Raw genomic sequence first — 14535 nt, 5'->3', positions numbered from 1 at the left:
TCAGTAGGAGGCCGGGATTATAACGAGGGTTGCGCACCAGTGCCATCTGAAAGATCCGATAGTGCTATGCGAAGGAATGCGGCGGCGAACTCGTCAGGCATCAGCGGCAGGCTGACGATGTAGCCCTGGATCTGCTCGCAGCCCTCGGCTGCCAGGAAACGTTGTTGGGCCTGGTTCTCCACGCCTTCGGCGATGATGGTGAGCTGCATGCTGCGGCCCAGGGCGATGATTGCGCGGGCGATGGCGGCGTCGTGGGGGTCGTCTGGCAGGCCGCGAATGAACGACTTGTCGATTTTCAGGATGTCCAGCGGCAGGCGCTTGAGGTAGCTGAGCGACGAATAGCCGGTGCCGAAGTCATCGATGGCCAGTTGCACGCCGAGCCTTTTCAGCTGGTGCAACACGGCCAGGGCCTCTTCGGCCTGGCTCATGATGAAGTTCTCGGTGATTTCCAGTTGCAGGTCGCCAGCCTTGAGCTGGTGCTGTTTGAGTAGCGCCTCGATGCGGCGCGCCAGGTGGGGTTGGCGCAGCTGGGCGCCGGCCAGGTTAATGGACAGGGGGCCGAAAGGCTCGTAGCGTTGTTTCCAGGCCTGCATCTGCCGGCAGGCCTGCTCCAGTACCCAATCGCCGATTTGGAGTATGGTGCCGTTTTCTTCTGCCAGGTGGATGAAGTGCTCCGGGGGCACTTCGCCAAAGGTCGGGTGGCTCCAGCGGATCAAGGCTTCTGCGCCGACCAGGGTCTGGGTTTGCAGGCTGAGTTTGGGCTGAAAACACAGGCTCATCTCGTTGCGCTCGATGGCTCGCCGCAACTCGTGCTCCAGGGCGATGCGTTCGCTGGCCTGGGCTGTGAGGTCGCAGGTGTAGGCTTCGACCCGGTTGCGACCTTTGGCCTTGGACCGGTACATGGCGGCGTCGGCGTTGCGGATCAGGGTGGCAACATCAGTGCCGTCCTGTGGATAAAGGCTGATACCAATGCTGGCACTGGTGAAAAACTCGTGCTCGCCAGCCTGGAATGGCGCACTAAAGCAGGCCAGCAGCTTGTTGGCGATGGAGCTGGCGTCGCTGGGCTTGTGCAGGCCGGGCAGCAGGATGATGAACTCGTCGCCACCCAGGCGGGCGACGGTGTCCACGTCGCGCACCTGCTCCTTGAGGCGTTGGGCGATACCCTTGAGCAACAGGTCACCGACTGGGTGGCCGAGGCTGTCGTTGATGTGCTTGAAACGGTCGAGGTCGAGGAACAGCACTGCGCCCTGGCGGTTGGACACTTGCGCACAGGTGAGCACGGCTTGCAGGCGGTTCTCGAACAGGGCGCGGTTGGGCAGGCCGGTTAGCGGGTCATGGTGGGCTTGATAGTCCAGTTTGGCCTGGGCGTGCTTGATACTGGAAATGTCGGCGAATACTGCAACGAAGTGGGTGATGTCCCGCTCTGTGTTGCGCACGGCGCTGATGGTGAGCCAGCTGGGGTAAAACTCACCGTTCTTGCGCTTGTTGTAGATTTCACCTTGCCAGTGGCCCTCGGCGGTCAGCTGATGCCACAAGGCCGCGTAGAACGCACTGTCATGCTGACCGGACGCGAGCAGGCGAGGGGTCTGGCCCAGGGCCTCGATTTCACTGTAGCCAGTGATTTCACTGAAGGCGCGGTTGACCGCACTGATGCGCTGGTCAATGTCGGTGATCAGCACGCCCTCGGCGGTGTTCTCGAATACCGTGGCCGCCAGTTGCAGTTTTTCCTGCATCAGGTGGCGTTCGGTGATGTCGCGGGCGATGGTCAACATGCAGTCGGTGCCGGCAATCGGCAGCGGGCGTGCAGACAGCTCACACAGCCGGATCTGCCCGTCGCTGCGGCGTATGTGGCAGGTGAAGTCGCGCACGAACCCATCCTGGTTGAGCCGGGCAAGCAGGCGTTTGCGCTCGTTCAGGTCTACCCAGATGCCCAGATCGAGCGAGGTCTGGTCAATGGTCGGGTTGAGTGCGTAACCGGTAAGCCGGCAGAAACCTTCGTTCACTTCCAGCAGCAGGCCATCGCTCTGGCGCGACAACAGCAGGCCGTCTGGGGAGGCGTGGAAAGCTTTGGCGAACTTCTCCTCAGAGGTTTGCAGCTGTTCCTGGGTTTCCTTGAGCTGGCTGATGTCTCGCACGGCCACCACCAGCGCGGGCGTACCGTCCAGCTCGAAGGTTTCAGCGGAGGTAAGGCCTGTGAACAACTGGCCATTGCTGCGGCGGAAGCTCATCTCCAGGTTGCGGATACCGCCCTTGTGCAGGCGCTCGAGTAGCAGTGGGCCTGTACCCGCCACGGCCCAGAGGTTGAGTTCGGTCGCCGTACGGCCTATCACTTCGCCTGGCGTAAGGCCAATCTGCTCTTCGAACGCTTCGTTCACTTCCAGCAGGCAGCCATCGCTGTGGCGTGCGATCAGCAGGATGTCCGGGCATTGTTGAAACACCGAGGCAAACTTCTGTTCGGACAAGCGCAGGGCATCTTCGGTGCGCTTGGTTTCGCTGATGTCGATCATCAGGCCGCGTATGACGGGCTGGTGGCCGTGTTTGATCATGCTGACGATATTGCGTACCCACAGCGGCTGGCCGTCGGCGCGTATAACCCGGTAGTCCAGGCTGTGGTCTCGCCCAGCCGCGGTCTCGCTGTCGCAATAGGCTTGCGCCCAGAGAGCGTCGTCAGCGTGCAGAATGCTGCGCCAGAAACCGGGCTTGAGCCAGTCGCTCAGCGGGTAGCCGAGCAGGTTTTCGGCGTGGGGGGACACATAACTGAAGGTGAAGTCGTTGGCGTCCGCCTCCCAGGCAATAGCCGACAGGCTTTCGACCAGGCCGCGGTAGTGGTACTCGCTGCTGCGCAGCTCCTGTTCCAGGGCAATACGGCGGGAAATTTCCGAGCTGAGGCGCCGATTGATACGCATGACAACGGCCAGCACCATCATCAGCAACAGTACCGTGGGTAAGCCGTACAGCACCAGGTTGGCCGGCATCAGGGGCATAGCGGCCTCGCGTTCAGAAGTTCTGAAACGAGTGTAGACGGCCAATGCCGCAAGCGTAGGCTTGGGAAGGGGAGTTTTTTTAAGGGTTACAGGGCCTTGCGCGCGCCGATGCGCTGGTGGCCTTTTGCTTTGCCGCAGACGCAATTGGGGCCGCAAAAGCGGCCCCAATACGTTAACGCTACGCCGTCACTCGTCGAGGAAGGAGCGCAGGTGCTCGCTGCGGGTGGGGTGGCGAAGCTTGCGCAGCGCCTTCGCTTCGATCTGACGGATCCGCTCACGGGTCACGTCAAACTGCTTGCCCACCTCTTCGAGGGTGTGGTCGGTGTTCATGTCGATACCGAAGCGCATGCGCAGCACCTTGGCTTCGCGTGCGGTCAGGCCCGAGAGCACGTCACGGGTGGCTTCCTTGAGGCTTTCGACCGTGGCAACGTCGATCGGGGACTGCATGGTCGAGTCCTCGATGAAGTCACCCAGGTGCGAATCTTCATCGTCACCGATCGGGGTTTCCATGGAGATCGGCTCTTTGGCGATCTTCAATACCTTGCGGATCTTGTCCTCAGGCATTTCCATGCGCTCGCCCAGCTCTTCCGGGGTCGGTTCGCGACCCATTTCCTGCAGCATCTGCCGGGAAATACGGTTGAGCTTGTTGATCGTCTCGATCATGTGCACCGGAATACGGATGGTGCGCGCCTGGTCGGCGATGGAGCGGGTAATCGCCTGACGAATCCACCAGGTGGCGTAGGTGGAGAACTTGTAGCCACGACGGTATTCGAACTTGTCCACCGCCTTCATCAAGCCGATGTTGCCCTCCTGGATCAGGTCCAGGAACTGCAGGCCACGGTTGGTGTACTTCTTGGCGATGGAGATCACCAGACGCAGGTTCGCCTCGACCATTTCTTTCTTGGCGCGGCGAGCCTTGGCTTCGCCGATGGACATGCGACGGTTGATTTCCTTGATCTCGGCAACGGTCAGGCCGCTTTCGTTTTCAAGGTCGATCAGCTTCTGCTGGCAGGCGACGATGGCCGCGTCCTTTTCACCCAGGGCGGCAGCCCATTTGGTGTTGCGCTTGGCAAGGTCACCGCTCCAGGTCTGATCGGTTTCGTTGCTTGGGAACATGCGCAGGAAGTCGGCACGAGGCATGCGGGCATCACGCACGCACAGCTGCATGATGGCGCGTTCCTGCTGACGCAGGCGGCTCAGGGCATCGCGAACACGCTCGACCAGCACTTCGAACTGCTTGGGGACCAGCTTGATCGGCATGAACAGATCGGCCAGTGCCTGCAGGGCTGCGACGCTTTCCTTGTGGCCACGACCGTGCTTCTTGACCACCTTGTTGGTGACCTGAAGCTGGTCGGAGACAGCCCCAAAGCGCTGACGCGCGACTTCCGGGTCTGGACCGCTCTCGGTCTCTTCCTCGTCGTCGCTGTCGGACTCTTCTTCTTCGTCTTCCGATTCTTCCTTGGTCGCGGCAGCCTTGGCGCCTGGAACAGGGACTTCTTCGGTAGGCGCGGCGATATTGTCGTCAGGGTCGATGTAACCGCTGAGAACGTCCGACAAGCGGCCACCTTCGGTGGTCACGCGGTCGTATTCGCCGAGGATGTAGTCGACAGTACCCGGGAAGTGAGCGATGGCGCCCATGACTTCACGGATGCCTTCCTCGATACGCTTGGCGATTTCGATTTCGCCTTCACGGGTCAGCAGCTCGACGGTACCCATTTCACGCATGTACATGCGCACTGGGTCGGTCGTGCGGCCAATATCGGTCTCAACTGCCGCCAACGCAGCAGCGGCTTCTTCGGCCGCGGCTTCGTCGGTGTCGGCTTCCGCCAACAGAAGGGCATCCGCATCCGGAGCACTCTCGAATACGTTGATCCCCATGTCGTTGATCATGCGGATGATGTCTTCCACCTGCTCCGGATCTGAAATATCCTCGGGCAGGTGGTCGTTGACCTCCGCGTAAGTCAGGTAGCCCTGCTCACGACCGCGGGTGATCAACTCTTTGATACGAGACTGCTGTTGCGCTTTTCCGGACATAACACCCTATCCACTGAAGGTCTTGGCGGGCAAAAAACAAGCCGAGGATTATACCCGAGCATGGGCCTCACGCGCCAGATGAGGTCGGCGTTTGTGCGGGAACATTACGGCTCAGCAGGGCGAGAAGCTGGGTTTTTTCCTCGCTGGTCAATTCGCTTTGACGTGATTTCCTGAGCAGTTGTTCCAGGCTGCGCTCGCGTTGGCGGGCGGACAAGCTAGTAATGGTGTCGAAAAACTGTTGTTCAAGGCTGTCGGCCACGATCAGCCATTCCTTTTCTGCCAGCGCCCGTAGCAGGCGGCCTTGTTCGGTGCCGTGCCAGCGTGCGATCAACTGCATTGAGCTTAGCCCAGGATTTTTCTGTGCGGCTTCGATCAGTGCCACCAGCAACTGACTGTACAGGTGTTCTTCATCGGCAAAATGGCTGGCGTCTTCAACTTTGCCTGCCAGCAGCGGGTGGTGCAGCAATGTGCGCAGGGCGGCCAGTGTGGGCGGCTCTACCGGCGCCGGTACGCGCGGCGGCGCCTCGTCGCGTTGCCAAGGCTTGCCACCTTTGCGGTTCTTGTCCCACGGCTTGTCGCTCCAGGGTTTCTTGCCACCGCCTTTTTTTGGCGTCCAAGCCTGCTCCTGGTGGGCGGCAGTGTAGTCCGGTTGCGGCATGTCGCCATAATCGGCGGTATAGCTGACCATGGCATCGTAATCGTAGCCCGGGTCGTAGTCCGGTGCGCTGCTGGGGGGCGGTGCCTGCTGGGCCAGTTGCTCGACCTGCTGCAGGTCCAGCCCGGTGATCTCCCTGAGGCGGTTGCGCATCAGTTGGCGCAGGTTGGCACCCGGGATTTTTTCGATCAACGGTGCAGCCAGCGTCGCCATGTGCGCTTTGCCCTCGAGCGAGCGCGGGTCTGCTTCCAGGCTCAATTGCTCGAAGAAATAGTCGGCCAGCGGCTGGGCGTGCTGGTTGATGCGCGCCTTGAACGCATCTGTGCCTTCTGCCCGCACCAGGCTGTCTGGGTCCTCGCCTTCGGGCAGAAACAGGAAGCGCGCACGGCGCCCATCCTGCAGGTTCGACAAGGTTGATTCGAGGGCGCGCCAGGCCGCTTTACGCCCGGCCTGGTCGCCGTCGAAACAGAACAGCACGCTGGGCACCACCCTGAACAGGCGCTTGAGGTGTTCTTCGCTGGTGGCGGTGCCAAGCGTGGCCACGGCATTGCGCAGGCCTTGCTGGGCCAGGGCGATGACGTCCATGTAGCCCTCCACCACGATGATTTCGTCGAGGTTGCGGTTGTGCTTGCGTGCTTCATACAGCCCGTACAGCTCCTGGCCCTTGTGGAACACAGGCGTTTCCGGGGAGTTCAGGTATTTGGGCTTGTCGTCGCCCAGCACCCGGCCACCGAAGGCGATGATGCGGCCGCGGCTGTCGCGAATGGGGAACATCACCCGGTCGCGGAAACGGTCGTAACGCTTGCCGCTTTCAGCGTTCTCGATCAGCAGCCCGGCATCGATCATGACCTTTTGCTGCAGGGTGTCGGCGCCCAGGTGCTTGAGCAGGTTGTCCCAGCCCGGTGGCGCGAAACCCAGGCCAAAGTCGCGGGCCACTTCGCCGGACAGGCCGCGGCCCTTGAGGTAGTCCACAGCTGCCTTGCGGGTAGGGTGATTGCGCAGCGCCTGGCGGTAGAACTCCGAGGCGGCGTCCAGCAGCGGGTACAACGGCGAATCGGTTGGCTGGCGTGGTTTGTGGTCACGCCGGCCTTGCTCGCGGGGTACTTCCATGCCGGCGGCGCGGGCGAGCTCTTCCACGGCCTGGGGGAAATCCAGGTTGTCGTGGTCCATGACGAAGCCAAGGGCGTTGCCACCGGCACCACAGCCGAAGCAGTAGTAGAACTGCTTGTCGGGGCTGACCGTGAAGGACGGGGTTTTTTCCTTGTGGAACGGGCAGCAGGCCGAGTAGTTCTTGCCGGCCTTTTTCAGTTGCACGCGTGAACTCACCACATCGACGATGTCGAGGCGGTTGATCAGGTCGTCAATGAAGCTTTGGGGAATCAGCCCGGCCATGGCAGTCTCGTCAATCTGGCAACTGGCAAGTCTAATCGCTCACACGCCGAATGTGGCGAGTGCGGCTTGGAGTAATGCGAGGGAAGGTGTGCTCGTCGCCGGCCCTAGGGGCCCGTCAGTCGGACGTGCACGTCTGGTCTACAACAAAGATGACCAGCTCTGACGTTAAAGGCAGGTTGCCCGCAGCACGGTGAGTGAAGCGTGTGCAGGGGCCTTGAGCGAGTTGCTCAAGTGTAAAACGACCACTGCCATCGCCCGGCGGTTAACCGGGCAGGGCAGAAGCTTTGCGTTGAACGCCTGTATTAGTACAGACGAACGGCGCGGCGCTGTTCGCGCTGAACTTTCTTGGCGTGACGCTTGACAGCTGCTGCTGCCTTGCGCTTGCGTTCTGCAGTCGGCTTTTCGTAAAACTCGCGGCTACGAACTTCAGCCAGTACACCGGCTTTTTCGCAGGAGCGCTTGAAACGACGCAGAGCTACGTCGAAGGGTTCGTTCTCTTTAACTTTGACGGCTGGCATCCAGGGCTACCTTAATTCATTACCGGGGTAGACGCGCTCCTGGCAAAACAAAGGTGTGCTGGAGAACGTCGGTTTTCAAGGGTTGCGGATGTTAACCCTTAGCACGCCGGAATGCAAAGCCTCTGATCGAAAACCGCTGGTCGGCATCCAACACGGGGACTATCATGCGCGGCTTCGAATTCAGCCCCCACAAGGGACGAGCCCATGCTAGTACTGGGATTGGAAACATCCTGCGACGAGACTGGCGTCGCATTATACGACAGCGAACGCGGCCTGCTGGCCGATGCGCTGTTCAGCCAGATCGACCTGCACCGTGTGTTTGGCGGCGTTGTACCGGAGCTTGCTTCGCGCGACCACGTCAAGCGCATGCTGCCGCTGATCCGCCAGGTACTGGGTGACGCAGGCTGCGCGGCCACCGATATCGACGCCATCGCCTACACCGCTGGCCCTGGCCTGGTGGGTGCGCTGCTGGTCGGTGCGTCGTGTGCTCAGGCGCTGGCGTTTGCCTGGGGTGTGCCGGCCATCGGTGTGCACCACATGGAAGGCCACCTGCTGGCACCCATGCTGGAGGCGAGCCCGCCAGAGTTTCCGTTCGTCGCTTTGCTGGTGTCCGGCGGCCACACCCAGTTGGTGCGTGTCGATGGCATCGGTCAGTATCAGTTGCTGGGCGAGAGCCTTGACGATGCGGCGGGCGAGGCGTTCGACAAGACGGCCAAGCTGATTGGCCTGAACTACCCCGGTGGCCCGGAAATCGCTCGCCTTGCCGAGCGCGGCACGCCTGGGCGCTTTGTATTCCCGCGGCCAATGACGGACCGCCCAGGCCTAGAGTTCAGCTTCAGCGGCTTGAAGACCTTCGCCCTGAACACCTGGCAGCAGTGCCGCAATGCGGGGGACGACAACGAGCAAACCCGTTGCGACGTGTCCCTGGCGTTCCAGCAGGCGGTGGTGGAGACGCTGACCATCAAGTGCAAGCGGGCACTCAAGCAAACCGGCCTCAAGCGCCTGGTCATTGCCGGTGGTGTCAGCGCCAACAAGGCCCTGCGTGCCTCGCTCGAGGACATGCTCGCCAGCATCAAAGGCAACGTCTATTACGCGCGTCCGCAATTTTGTACCGACAATGGCGCGATGATCGCGTATGCGGGTTGCCAGCGGCTTCTGGCCGGTCAACAGCAGGACCTGGCAATCAGCGTGCAGGCTCGCTGGCCCATGGAGCAGTTGCCCCCGCTGTAAGGTTTGGCCGCAGTGAGTGTTAAAAATGCCGCTCGCGGCCGGCAAACAGGTCGCGCAGGTTACTGCGGTGCCGCCACACGATCAGTATTGTCAGTACGGTCATGGGCAGCAGCGCCTCGGGCTGGCGCCAGGCCAGCAATGGCAGGGTCAGCGGGGTTGCAATCAGTGCCGCCAGCGAGCTGGTACGGGTAAGGTAGAGGGTGAGCAGCCAGGCACACATGGCCAGCAGCGCCGCCGGGAAGTACAGGCCCATGAGCATGCCGGCAGCTGTTGCAACGCCCTTGCCGCCGTGGAAGCGGAAGTACAGCGGAAACAGGTGGCCCAGCACTGCACAAATGCCTATCCAGGCCTGCGCCTGCAGGTCGAGGCCGGCAGCGCGGGCGACAAGTACTGGCAGCAGGCCCTTGCACAGGTCGCCGAGCAGGGTCAGGATCGCCATCTTGCGCCCTGCAAGGCGTAGCATGTTGGTGGCGCCGGCATTGCCCGAGCCACTGGAACGAGGGTCCGGGCTGCCCGCAAGGCGGCTGAGAACAATGGCAAAGGACAGCGAGCCAAGCAGGTAGGCGAGTAACGCCAGTAACCAAAACATGCTAACTATTCCGGGCGAGGACGCCCTGATTCTAACGGCGCCCGTCGCCCTTGTCGTGCTGTGGAGAGAAGTGCTTGGACAGAGTGTTCATCGAAGGCCTGGAAGTCGATACCGTTATTGGTGCCTATGACTGGGAGCGGGATATTCGCCAGTGCTTGCGCCTGGACCTCAGCTTCGGCTGGGACAACCGCCCGGCGGCTGCCGGCGACGACCTGAGCCTGGCACTGGACTACGCCAGCGTCTCGGCGCGGATCCAGGCCTTTGCCGAGCAGGCGCGCTTCGAGTTGGTGGAAACCTTCGCCGAGCGCCTGGTAGCGGTGCTGATGCAAGAGTTCAACATCCCTTGGGTGCGGCTGAAGCTGACCAAGCCAGGCGCCGTTCCGGCAGCCCGTGGCGGTGTTGGCGTGGAGATCGAGCGCGGATGTCTGTAAGCACGGTGTACCTGGGCCTGGGCAGCAATATCGACCGCCATGCGCACCTGTGTGCCGGGCTCAATGCGCTGGCCGCCATTCTCACCGGCATGCGGTGCTCGCCTGTGTTCGAGAGCCAGCCGGTGGGTATCAAGAGCGGGCCGTTCATCAATTTCGTGGTGACCGGGCAGACCACATTGCCGCTGATCGAACTGGACCGCCGTCTCAAGTTCATCGAAGCCGACAATGGCCGCTACGCCCCGGATCGCAAGGGCTTGCCGCTGGATATCGATGTGCTGATGTATGACGACCTGCACGGCAATTTCGATGGGCTGGTGCTGCCGCGTGCTGAAATCCTGAAAAACGCCTTTGTGCTGTGGCCCCTTGCGCTGCTGGCCCCGGAGCTGGTGCACCCGGGGGTGGGCAAGCCCATGGGGCAGCTCTGGCAAGAAGCGCAGATTGATCAGGTGCTGGCGCCTGTTGCATTCGAGTGGCGTGGGGTGCAGTTGACGCCAGCTTGATCGGCAGGCATGCGGATGGCGCCGCCTGGGTTGCGCATCGTGCGCTGTGCTCGCGCCTACGATTGCAGGGCTTTTAGTCTTTCGGCCTTCAGGGCTTCGCCGAGCGCTTGGCCTGTAAGGCCAGCCTGCACGAGGGGCTGCGCATTCACCGCTCTGGCTGCAGCTGCTGTGCTGCGCAGGTGATCGGCCTGAGGGTAGGCGGCTTTTCCATCGCCCAAGGCCGTCATTTCGCAGGCGGCGATGAAGTCCTCGAAACGCTGGGGGCGCCGGTACACGTCAAACCGCTGTAGCAGCTCCAACAGGCCAGTGGCAGGCAACTCCAGTGCGCGGTCTGCCAGCGTCAGGCATTGGCTGGTCAGCTGGGCCAGCTCCTGAGATTCCCTGGGGGCCTTGAGGCGCTTGTTCACCGCCTTGACCTGTTCTGGCGCCAGCCTGCCCAGCAGGCACGCCCAGCGCACGTGCAGGGGCTGGGCATGGGCCGCCGCCTGTTGGAGTGCGGCCAGGCACAAAGGCCCTTGGTGAAGCTCTGGCATCATCTGTTCGAGTGCCTGGCAGGCGTCTAGCACCTGGAAGAACACCTGTGGCTGCGCCTCCATCAGTGCCCGCTGGATCTCCTTCCAGCTGCGCTCGGCGGTCAGTGCCTGCAGCTCGCCCGAAGCACTGATCTGCTGCATCAACGTCAGGGTGTCGTCGGCAATGCGGAAACCCATGGGTGCGTAGCGGGCGGCAAAGCGGGCCACACGCAACACGCGCAGCGGGTCCTCGGCAAAGGCCGGCGAGACATGGCGGAGCAGGCGCTTTTCGAGATCATCCTGGCCGTGGTAGGGGTCATAGACCTTGCCGTGTTCGTCTTCGGCCATGGCGTTGATGGTCAGGTCGCGGCGGATCAGGTCTTCTTCAAGGGTGACGTCGGGGCTGGCGTAGAAGGTGAAGCCGCCGTAGCCCCGACCGCTTTTGCGCTCGGTACGGGCCAGGGCGTATTCATCGCCGGTACGTGGGTCCACGAAGACGGGGAAGTCTGTGCCCACCGGGCGATAGCCTTTGGCGTGCATGTCTTCGACGGTTGCGCCAACCACCAGCCAGTCGGTATCGCTGACAGGAAGGCCGAGCAGGCGGTCACGTACTGCGCCGCCGACTTTGTAAATGTGCATGTACAACTCTCCATGAATGCCGACAGGATAACCCGTCGGCAGCCATGGCGTGGGGTTACAGGTGGTGGACCACTGCCAGGTCCATGCGGCCGTAATCAGCCCCTTCGGCGTGGTCGCCTCGCGGCGGCATGTGGTGGGTCTTCATCACTTTGTCGCCCTGCACGGTTTCGAGATGGATATCGAAACCCCACAACCGATGCAGGTGCTTGAGCACTTCTTCGGTGGAGTCCCCCAGTGGTTTGCGGTTGTGCTGCTGGTGGCGCAGGGTCAGTGAGCGGTCGCCACGACGGTCCACACTCCAGATCTGCACGTTGGGTTCACGGTTGCCCAAATTGTACTGGGCCGCTAGTTGCTCGCGAATGACACGGTAGCCCGCTTCGTCATGAATGGCGGGTACCAGCAGGTCGTCGCGCTGGTCATCATCGAGAATGCTGAACAGCTTCAAGTCACGCATGACCTTGGGCGACAGGTATTGAAGAATGAAGCTCTCGTCCTTGAAGCTGCTCATGGCAAACTTGAGGGTAGCGAGCCAGTCACTGCCGGCAATGTCCGGGAACCAGCGGCGATCTTCTTCAGTCGGGTGCTCGCATATCCTGCGGATGTCGGTGTACATGGCAAACCCGAGTGCGTAGGGGTTGATGCCACTGTAATACGGGCTGTCGAAGCCTGGCTGGAACACCACACTGGTATGCGACTGCAGAAATTCCATCATGAACCCTTCAGTGATCAACCCTTCGTCATAGAGGTCGTTCATGAGGGTGTAGTGCCAGAATGTAGCCCACCCTTCGTTCATGACTTGCGTCTGGCGTTGCGGATAGAAGTACTGGGCGATCTTGCGCACGATACGCACCACTTCTCGCTGCCAGGGCTCCAGCAGTGGCGCGTTTTTCTCGATGAAGTAGAGGATGTTTTCCTGAGGTTCGGCTGGGAAGCGAGCGTCATCGCGGTCACTGCCCTTCTCGGCACTCTTGGGGATGGTGCGCCACAGGTCGTTGATCTGCCGCTGAAGGTGTTCTTCGCGGTCCTTTTGGCGGCGCCGCTCTTCTTCGGCGGAAATAGGGTAGGGCCGCTTGTAGCGGTCCACGCCGTAGTTCATCAGGGCATGGCAAGAGTCGATCAGGTCTTCTACCGCGTCGATGCCGTGACGCTCTTCGCATTGGGCAATGTACTGCTTGGCAAAAACCAGGTAGTCGATGATCGAACTGGCATCGGTCCAGGTGCGGAACAGGTAGTTGCCCTTGAAGAAGCTGTTGTGGCCATAACAGGCGTGGGCAATGACCAGTGCCTGCATGCACATGGTGTTCTCTTCCATCAGGTAGGCGATGCAGGGGTCGGAGTTGATCACGATCTCGTAGGCCAGGCCCATCTGCCCACGGGTATAGGATTTTTCGGTGCTGAGAAACTGTTTACCGTACGACCAGTGGTGATAGCCCAGAGGCATGCCGACGGATGCATAGGCATCCATCATCTGCTCGGCGGTAATGACCTCGATCTGGTTGGGGTACGTATCCAGGGCGTAGCGCTCGGCCAGGCGGCCAATTTCCCGGTCGTAGTTCTGGATCAGTTCGAATGTCCACTCTGACCCGGTGGAAATGGGCTGGCGTCTCTGTGCTCTGGCGGTCATGTGGCTAACCTGCGCTGGAAGAGTTCACGGAAGACCGGGTAGATATCGCCGGCCGATACCAACTGTTGCTGGGCAAAGGTGTCTGGAAATGCATCGCCGATGCGCTCGTATTCATACCACAGCGCCTGGTGTTCACGCGGGGTGATCTCGACATACGTGTAGTACTGCACGTGGGGCATGATCTGCTTGGTCAGGATATCCCGGCAGATAGGTGAATCGTCATTCCAGTTGTCGCCATCCGACGCCTGGGCGGCGTAGATGTTCCAGTCACTGGCCGGGTAGCGCTCGGCCATGATCTCCTGCATCAGCTTGAGTGCGCTGGAGACGATGGTGCCGCCGGTTTCGCGACTGTAGAAAAACTCTTCCTCATCCACTTCGCGTGCGCTGGTGTGGTGGCGGATGAACACGACCTCGATACGGTCGTAGTTACGTTTCAGGAACAGGTACAAAAGAATGAAAAAGCGCTTGGCGATGTCCTTGGTGGCTTGAGTCATCGAGCCGGAGACATCCATCAGGCAGAACATCACGGCTTTGGAGCTGGGGTTGGGTTGCTTGATCAGCAGGTTGTACTTGAGGTCGAACGTATCCAGGAAGGGCAGGCGGTTGATGCGCGCCTTGAGACGAACGATTTCCTGCTCGACCTCCTGAATATCAGTGAAATTGTCAGGCTCTTCCACCCGCAGGCGCTCGAGCTCCTTTTGCGCCTCGCGCAGCAGGGCACGGCTGCTACCGGTCAGGGCAATGCGCCGGGCATGGGCCGAACGCAGTGTGCGCACGATATTGATGCGTGAGGGGTTGCCTTCACTGGCCACGCCTGCGCGCACGGTTTTGAAGGTGTCGGCCCCGGTGATGTGACGTTTGACCAGGTTGGGCAGCTCCAGGTCTTCGAACATGAATTCCAGAAACTCTTCCTGGGTGATCTGGAAGACGAAGTCGTCCATGCCGTCACCTGAGTTGCCGGCCTTGCCCCGGCCACCCCCGCCGCCGCCACCCTGAGGCCGGGCGATGTGTTCACCGGCGGTGAATTCCTTGTTGCCAGGGTGCACGATGGTCTGCTTGCCACCACGCCCGTGGTGCAGCACCGGTTCATCGATATCGCGCCCCGGAATACTGATCTGTTCGCCGTGCTCCATGTCCATGATCGAGCGGCGGCTCACCGCCTCTTCGACGGCTTTCTTGATGTGATCGCGGTACCGCCGCAAGAAACGCTGGCGGTTGACCGTGCTCTTGTTCTTGCCGTTCAGGCGTCGGTCAATAACGTAGCTCATGGTCCCTCCGGTGACTGGATGCAGCGCGGAGCTACAAGCCCGCGAGCTACAAGCTTCAAGCTGCAAGCTTCAAGAAAGAGCAGGCAGCGCTGCTGCAAGCTATTGCGTAGGTACTGAACCGTACGGCGAACAGCTTGCAGCTTGCAGCTCACAGCTTGG

10 protein-coding genes and 1 pseudogene are annotated in these 14535 nt (G+C 61.2%); 3 read left to right on the top strand and 8 right to left on the bottom strand.

Going from position 1 to position 14535, the window contains the following annotated elements; all coding sequences use genetic code 11:
• Positions 1-17 precede the first annotated feature (17 nt).
• The 4 genes and pseudogenes from APH25_RS18080 to rpsU all read right to left on the bottom strand — a co-directional run.
• Positions 18-2969: pseudogene (locus APH25_RS18080) on the bottom strand (EAL domain-containing protein); the annotation flags it as partial.
• A 201-nt stretch (positions 2970-3170) separates the two neighbouring features.
• A complete protein-coding gene (gene rpoD / locus APH25_RS18075; RefSeq protein ID WP_060482875.1) occupies positions 3171-5018 on the bottom strand; it encodes an RNA polymerase sigma factor RpoD in 1848 nt (615 codons plus the stop codon).
• A 67-nt stretch (positions 5019-5085) separates the two neighbouring features.
• Positions 5086-7065 carry a DNA primase gene (dnaG, locus tag APH25_RS18070; RefSeq protein ID WP_060482874.1) on the bottom strand — a complete coding sequence of 660 codons (1980 nt, stop codon included), beginning with the start codon at positions 7063-7065 and terminating at the stop codon, positions 5086-5088.
• Between the two features lie 302 nt (positions 7066-7367).
• Positions 7368-7583 carry a 30S ribosomal protein S21 gene (gene rpsU, locus APH25_RS18065; RefSeq protein ID WP_003255575.1) on the bottom strand — a complete coding sequence of 72 codons (216 nt, stop codon included), beginning with the start codon at positions 7581-7583 and terminating at the stop codon, positions 7368-7370.
• A 204-nt stretch (positions 7584-7787) separates the two neighbouring features.
• Between rpsU and tsaD the strand changes: the two genes are divergently transcribed.
• Positions 7788-8813 carry a tRNA (adenosine(37)-N6)-threonylcarbamoyltransferase complex transferase subunit TsaD gene (gene tsaD, locus APH25_RS18060; protein WP_028633551.1) on the top strand — a complete coding sequence of 342 codons (1026 nt, stop codon included), beginning with the start codon at positions 7788-7790 and terminating at the stop codon, positions 8811-8813.
• 19 nt (positions 8814-8832) lie between these two features.
• Here the strand turns inward: tsaD and plsY are convergent, their stop codons facing one another.
• Entirely contained in the window at positions 8833-9402 is a 570-nt protein-coding gene (gene plsY / locus APH25_RS18055) for a glycerol-3-phosphate 1-O-acyltransferase PlsY (RefSeq protein ID WP_060482873.1), read from the bottom strand.
• 74 nt (positions 9403-9476) lie between these two features.
• Between plsY and folB the strand changes: the two genes are divergently transcribed.
• Both folB and folK read left to right on the top strand, forming a co-directional pair.
• Positions 9477-9833: a dihydroneopterin aldolase gene (gene folB / locus APH25_RS18050; protein ID WP_028633549.1), complete on the top strand. Its 357-nt coding sequence runs from the start codon at positions 9477-9479 to the stop codon at positions 9831-9833.
• Complete coding sequence (folK, locus tag APH25_RS18045; protein ID WP_060482872.1) at positions 9824-10333, top strand: 2-amino-4-hydroxy-6-hydroxymethyldihydropteridine diphosphokinase; 510 nt, start codon at positions 9824-9826, stop codon at positions 10331-10333. The genes folB and folK overlap by 10 nt, the downstream gene beginning before the upstream one ends.
• A gap of 56 nt (positions 10334-10389) precedes the next feature.
• Here the strand turns inward: folK and APH25_RS18040 are convergent, their stop codons facing one another.
• From APH25_RS18040 to APH25_RS18030, 3 genes are read right to left on the bottom strand one after another with little or no spacing between them, the layout of a single operon-like run.
• Positions 10390-11484 (bottom strand): multifunctional CCA addition/repair protein, encoded by a 1095-nt coding sequence (locus APH25_RS18040; protein ID WP_060482871.1) that lies wholly within the window; start codon positions 11482-11484, stop codon positions 10390-10392.
• Positions 11485-11539: 55 nt separating this feature from the next.
• A complete protein-coding gene (locus tag APH25_RS18035; protein WP_028633546.1) occupies positions 11540-13108 on the bottom strand; it encodes a SpoVR family protein in 1569 nt (522 codons plus the stop codon).
• The gene (locus APH25_RS18030; protein ID WP_060482870.1) at positions 13105-14376 is read right to left on the bottom strand and encodes a YeaH/YhbH family protein; all 1272 of its coding nucleotides are present in this window, start codon (positions 14374-14376) and stop codon (positions 13105-13107) included. Before APH25_RS18030 ends, APH25_RS18035 begins: the two co-directional genes overlap by 4 nt.
• Positions 14377-14535: the final 159 nt, after the last annotated feature.

The organism is Pseudomonas sp. NBRC 111119 (assembly GCF_001320125.1).
Lineage (GTDB): Bacteria > Pseudomonadota > Gammaproteobacteria > Pseudomonadales > Pseudomonadaceae > Aquipseudomonas > Aquipseudomonas parafulva.
Note: the sequence above shows the minus strand (reverse complement) of the source record. Positions and strands in the feature narration are given on the sequence as shown.

Excerpts from the sequence above, each read along its gene's own strand:
- folK (WP_060482872.1), top strand. The coding sequence starts at position 9,824 with ATGTCTGTAAGCACGGTGTACCTGGGCCTGGGCAGCAATATCGACCGC.
- APH25_RS18040 (WP_060482871.1), bottom strand. The coding sequence starts at position 11,484 with ATGCACATTTACAAAGTCGGCGGCGCAGTACGTGACCGCCTGCTCGGC.
- APH25_RS18030 (WP_060482870.1), bottom strand. The coding sequence starts at position 14,376 with ATGAGCTACGTTATTGACCGACGCCTGAACGGCAAGAACAAGAGCACG.
- plsY (WP_060482873.1), bottom strand. The coding sequence starts at position 9,402 with ATGTTTTGGTTACTGGCGTTACTCGCCTACCTGCTTGGCTCGCTGTCC.
- rpoD (WP_060482875.1), bottom strand. The coding sequence starts at position 5,018 with ATGTCCGGAAAAGCGCAACAGCAGTCTCGTATCAAAGAGTTGATCACC.
- rpsU (WP_003255575.1), bottom strand. The coding sequence starts at position 7,583 with ATGCCAGCCGTCAAAGTTAAAGAGAACGAACCCTTCGACGTAGCTCTG.
- dnaG (WP_060482874.1), bottom strand. The coding sequence starts at position 7,065 with ATGGCCGGGCTGATTCCCCAAAGCTTCATTGACGACCTGATCAACCGC.
- tsaD (WP_028633551.1), top strand. The coding sequence starts at position 7,788 with ATGCTAGTACTGGGATTGGAAACATCCTGCGACGAGACTGGCGTCGCA.
- APH25_RS18035 (WP_028633546.1), bottom strand. The coding sequence starts at position 13,108 with ATGACCGCCAGAGCACAGAGACGCCAGCCCATTTCCACCGGGTCAGAG.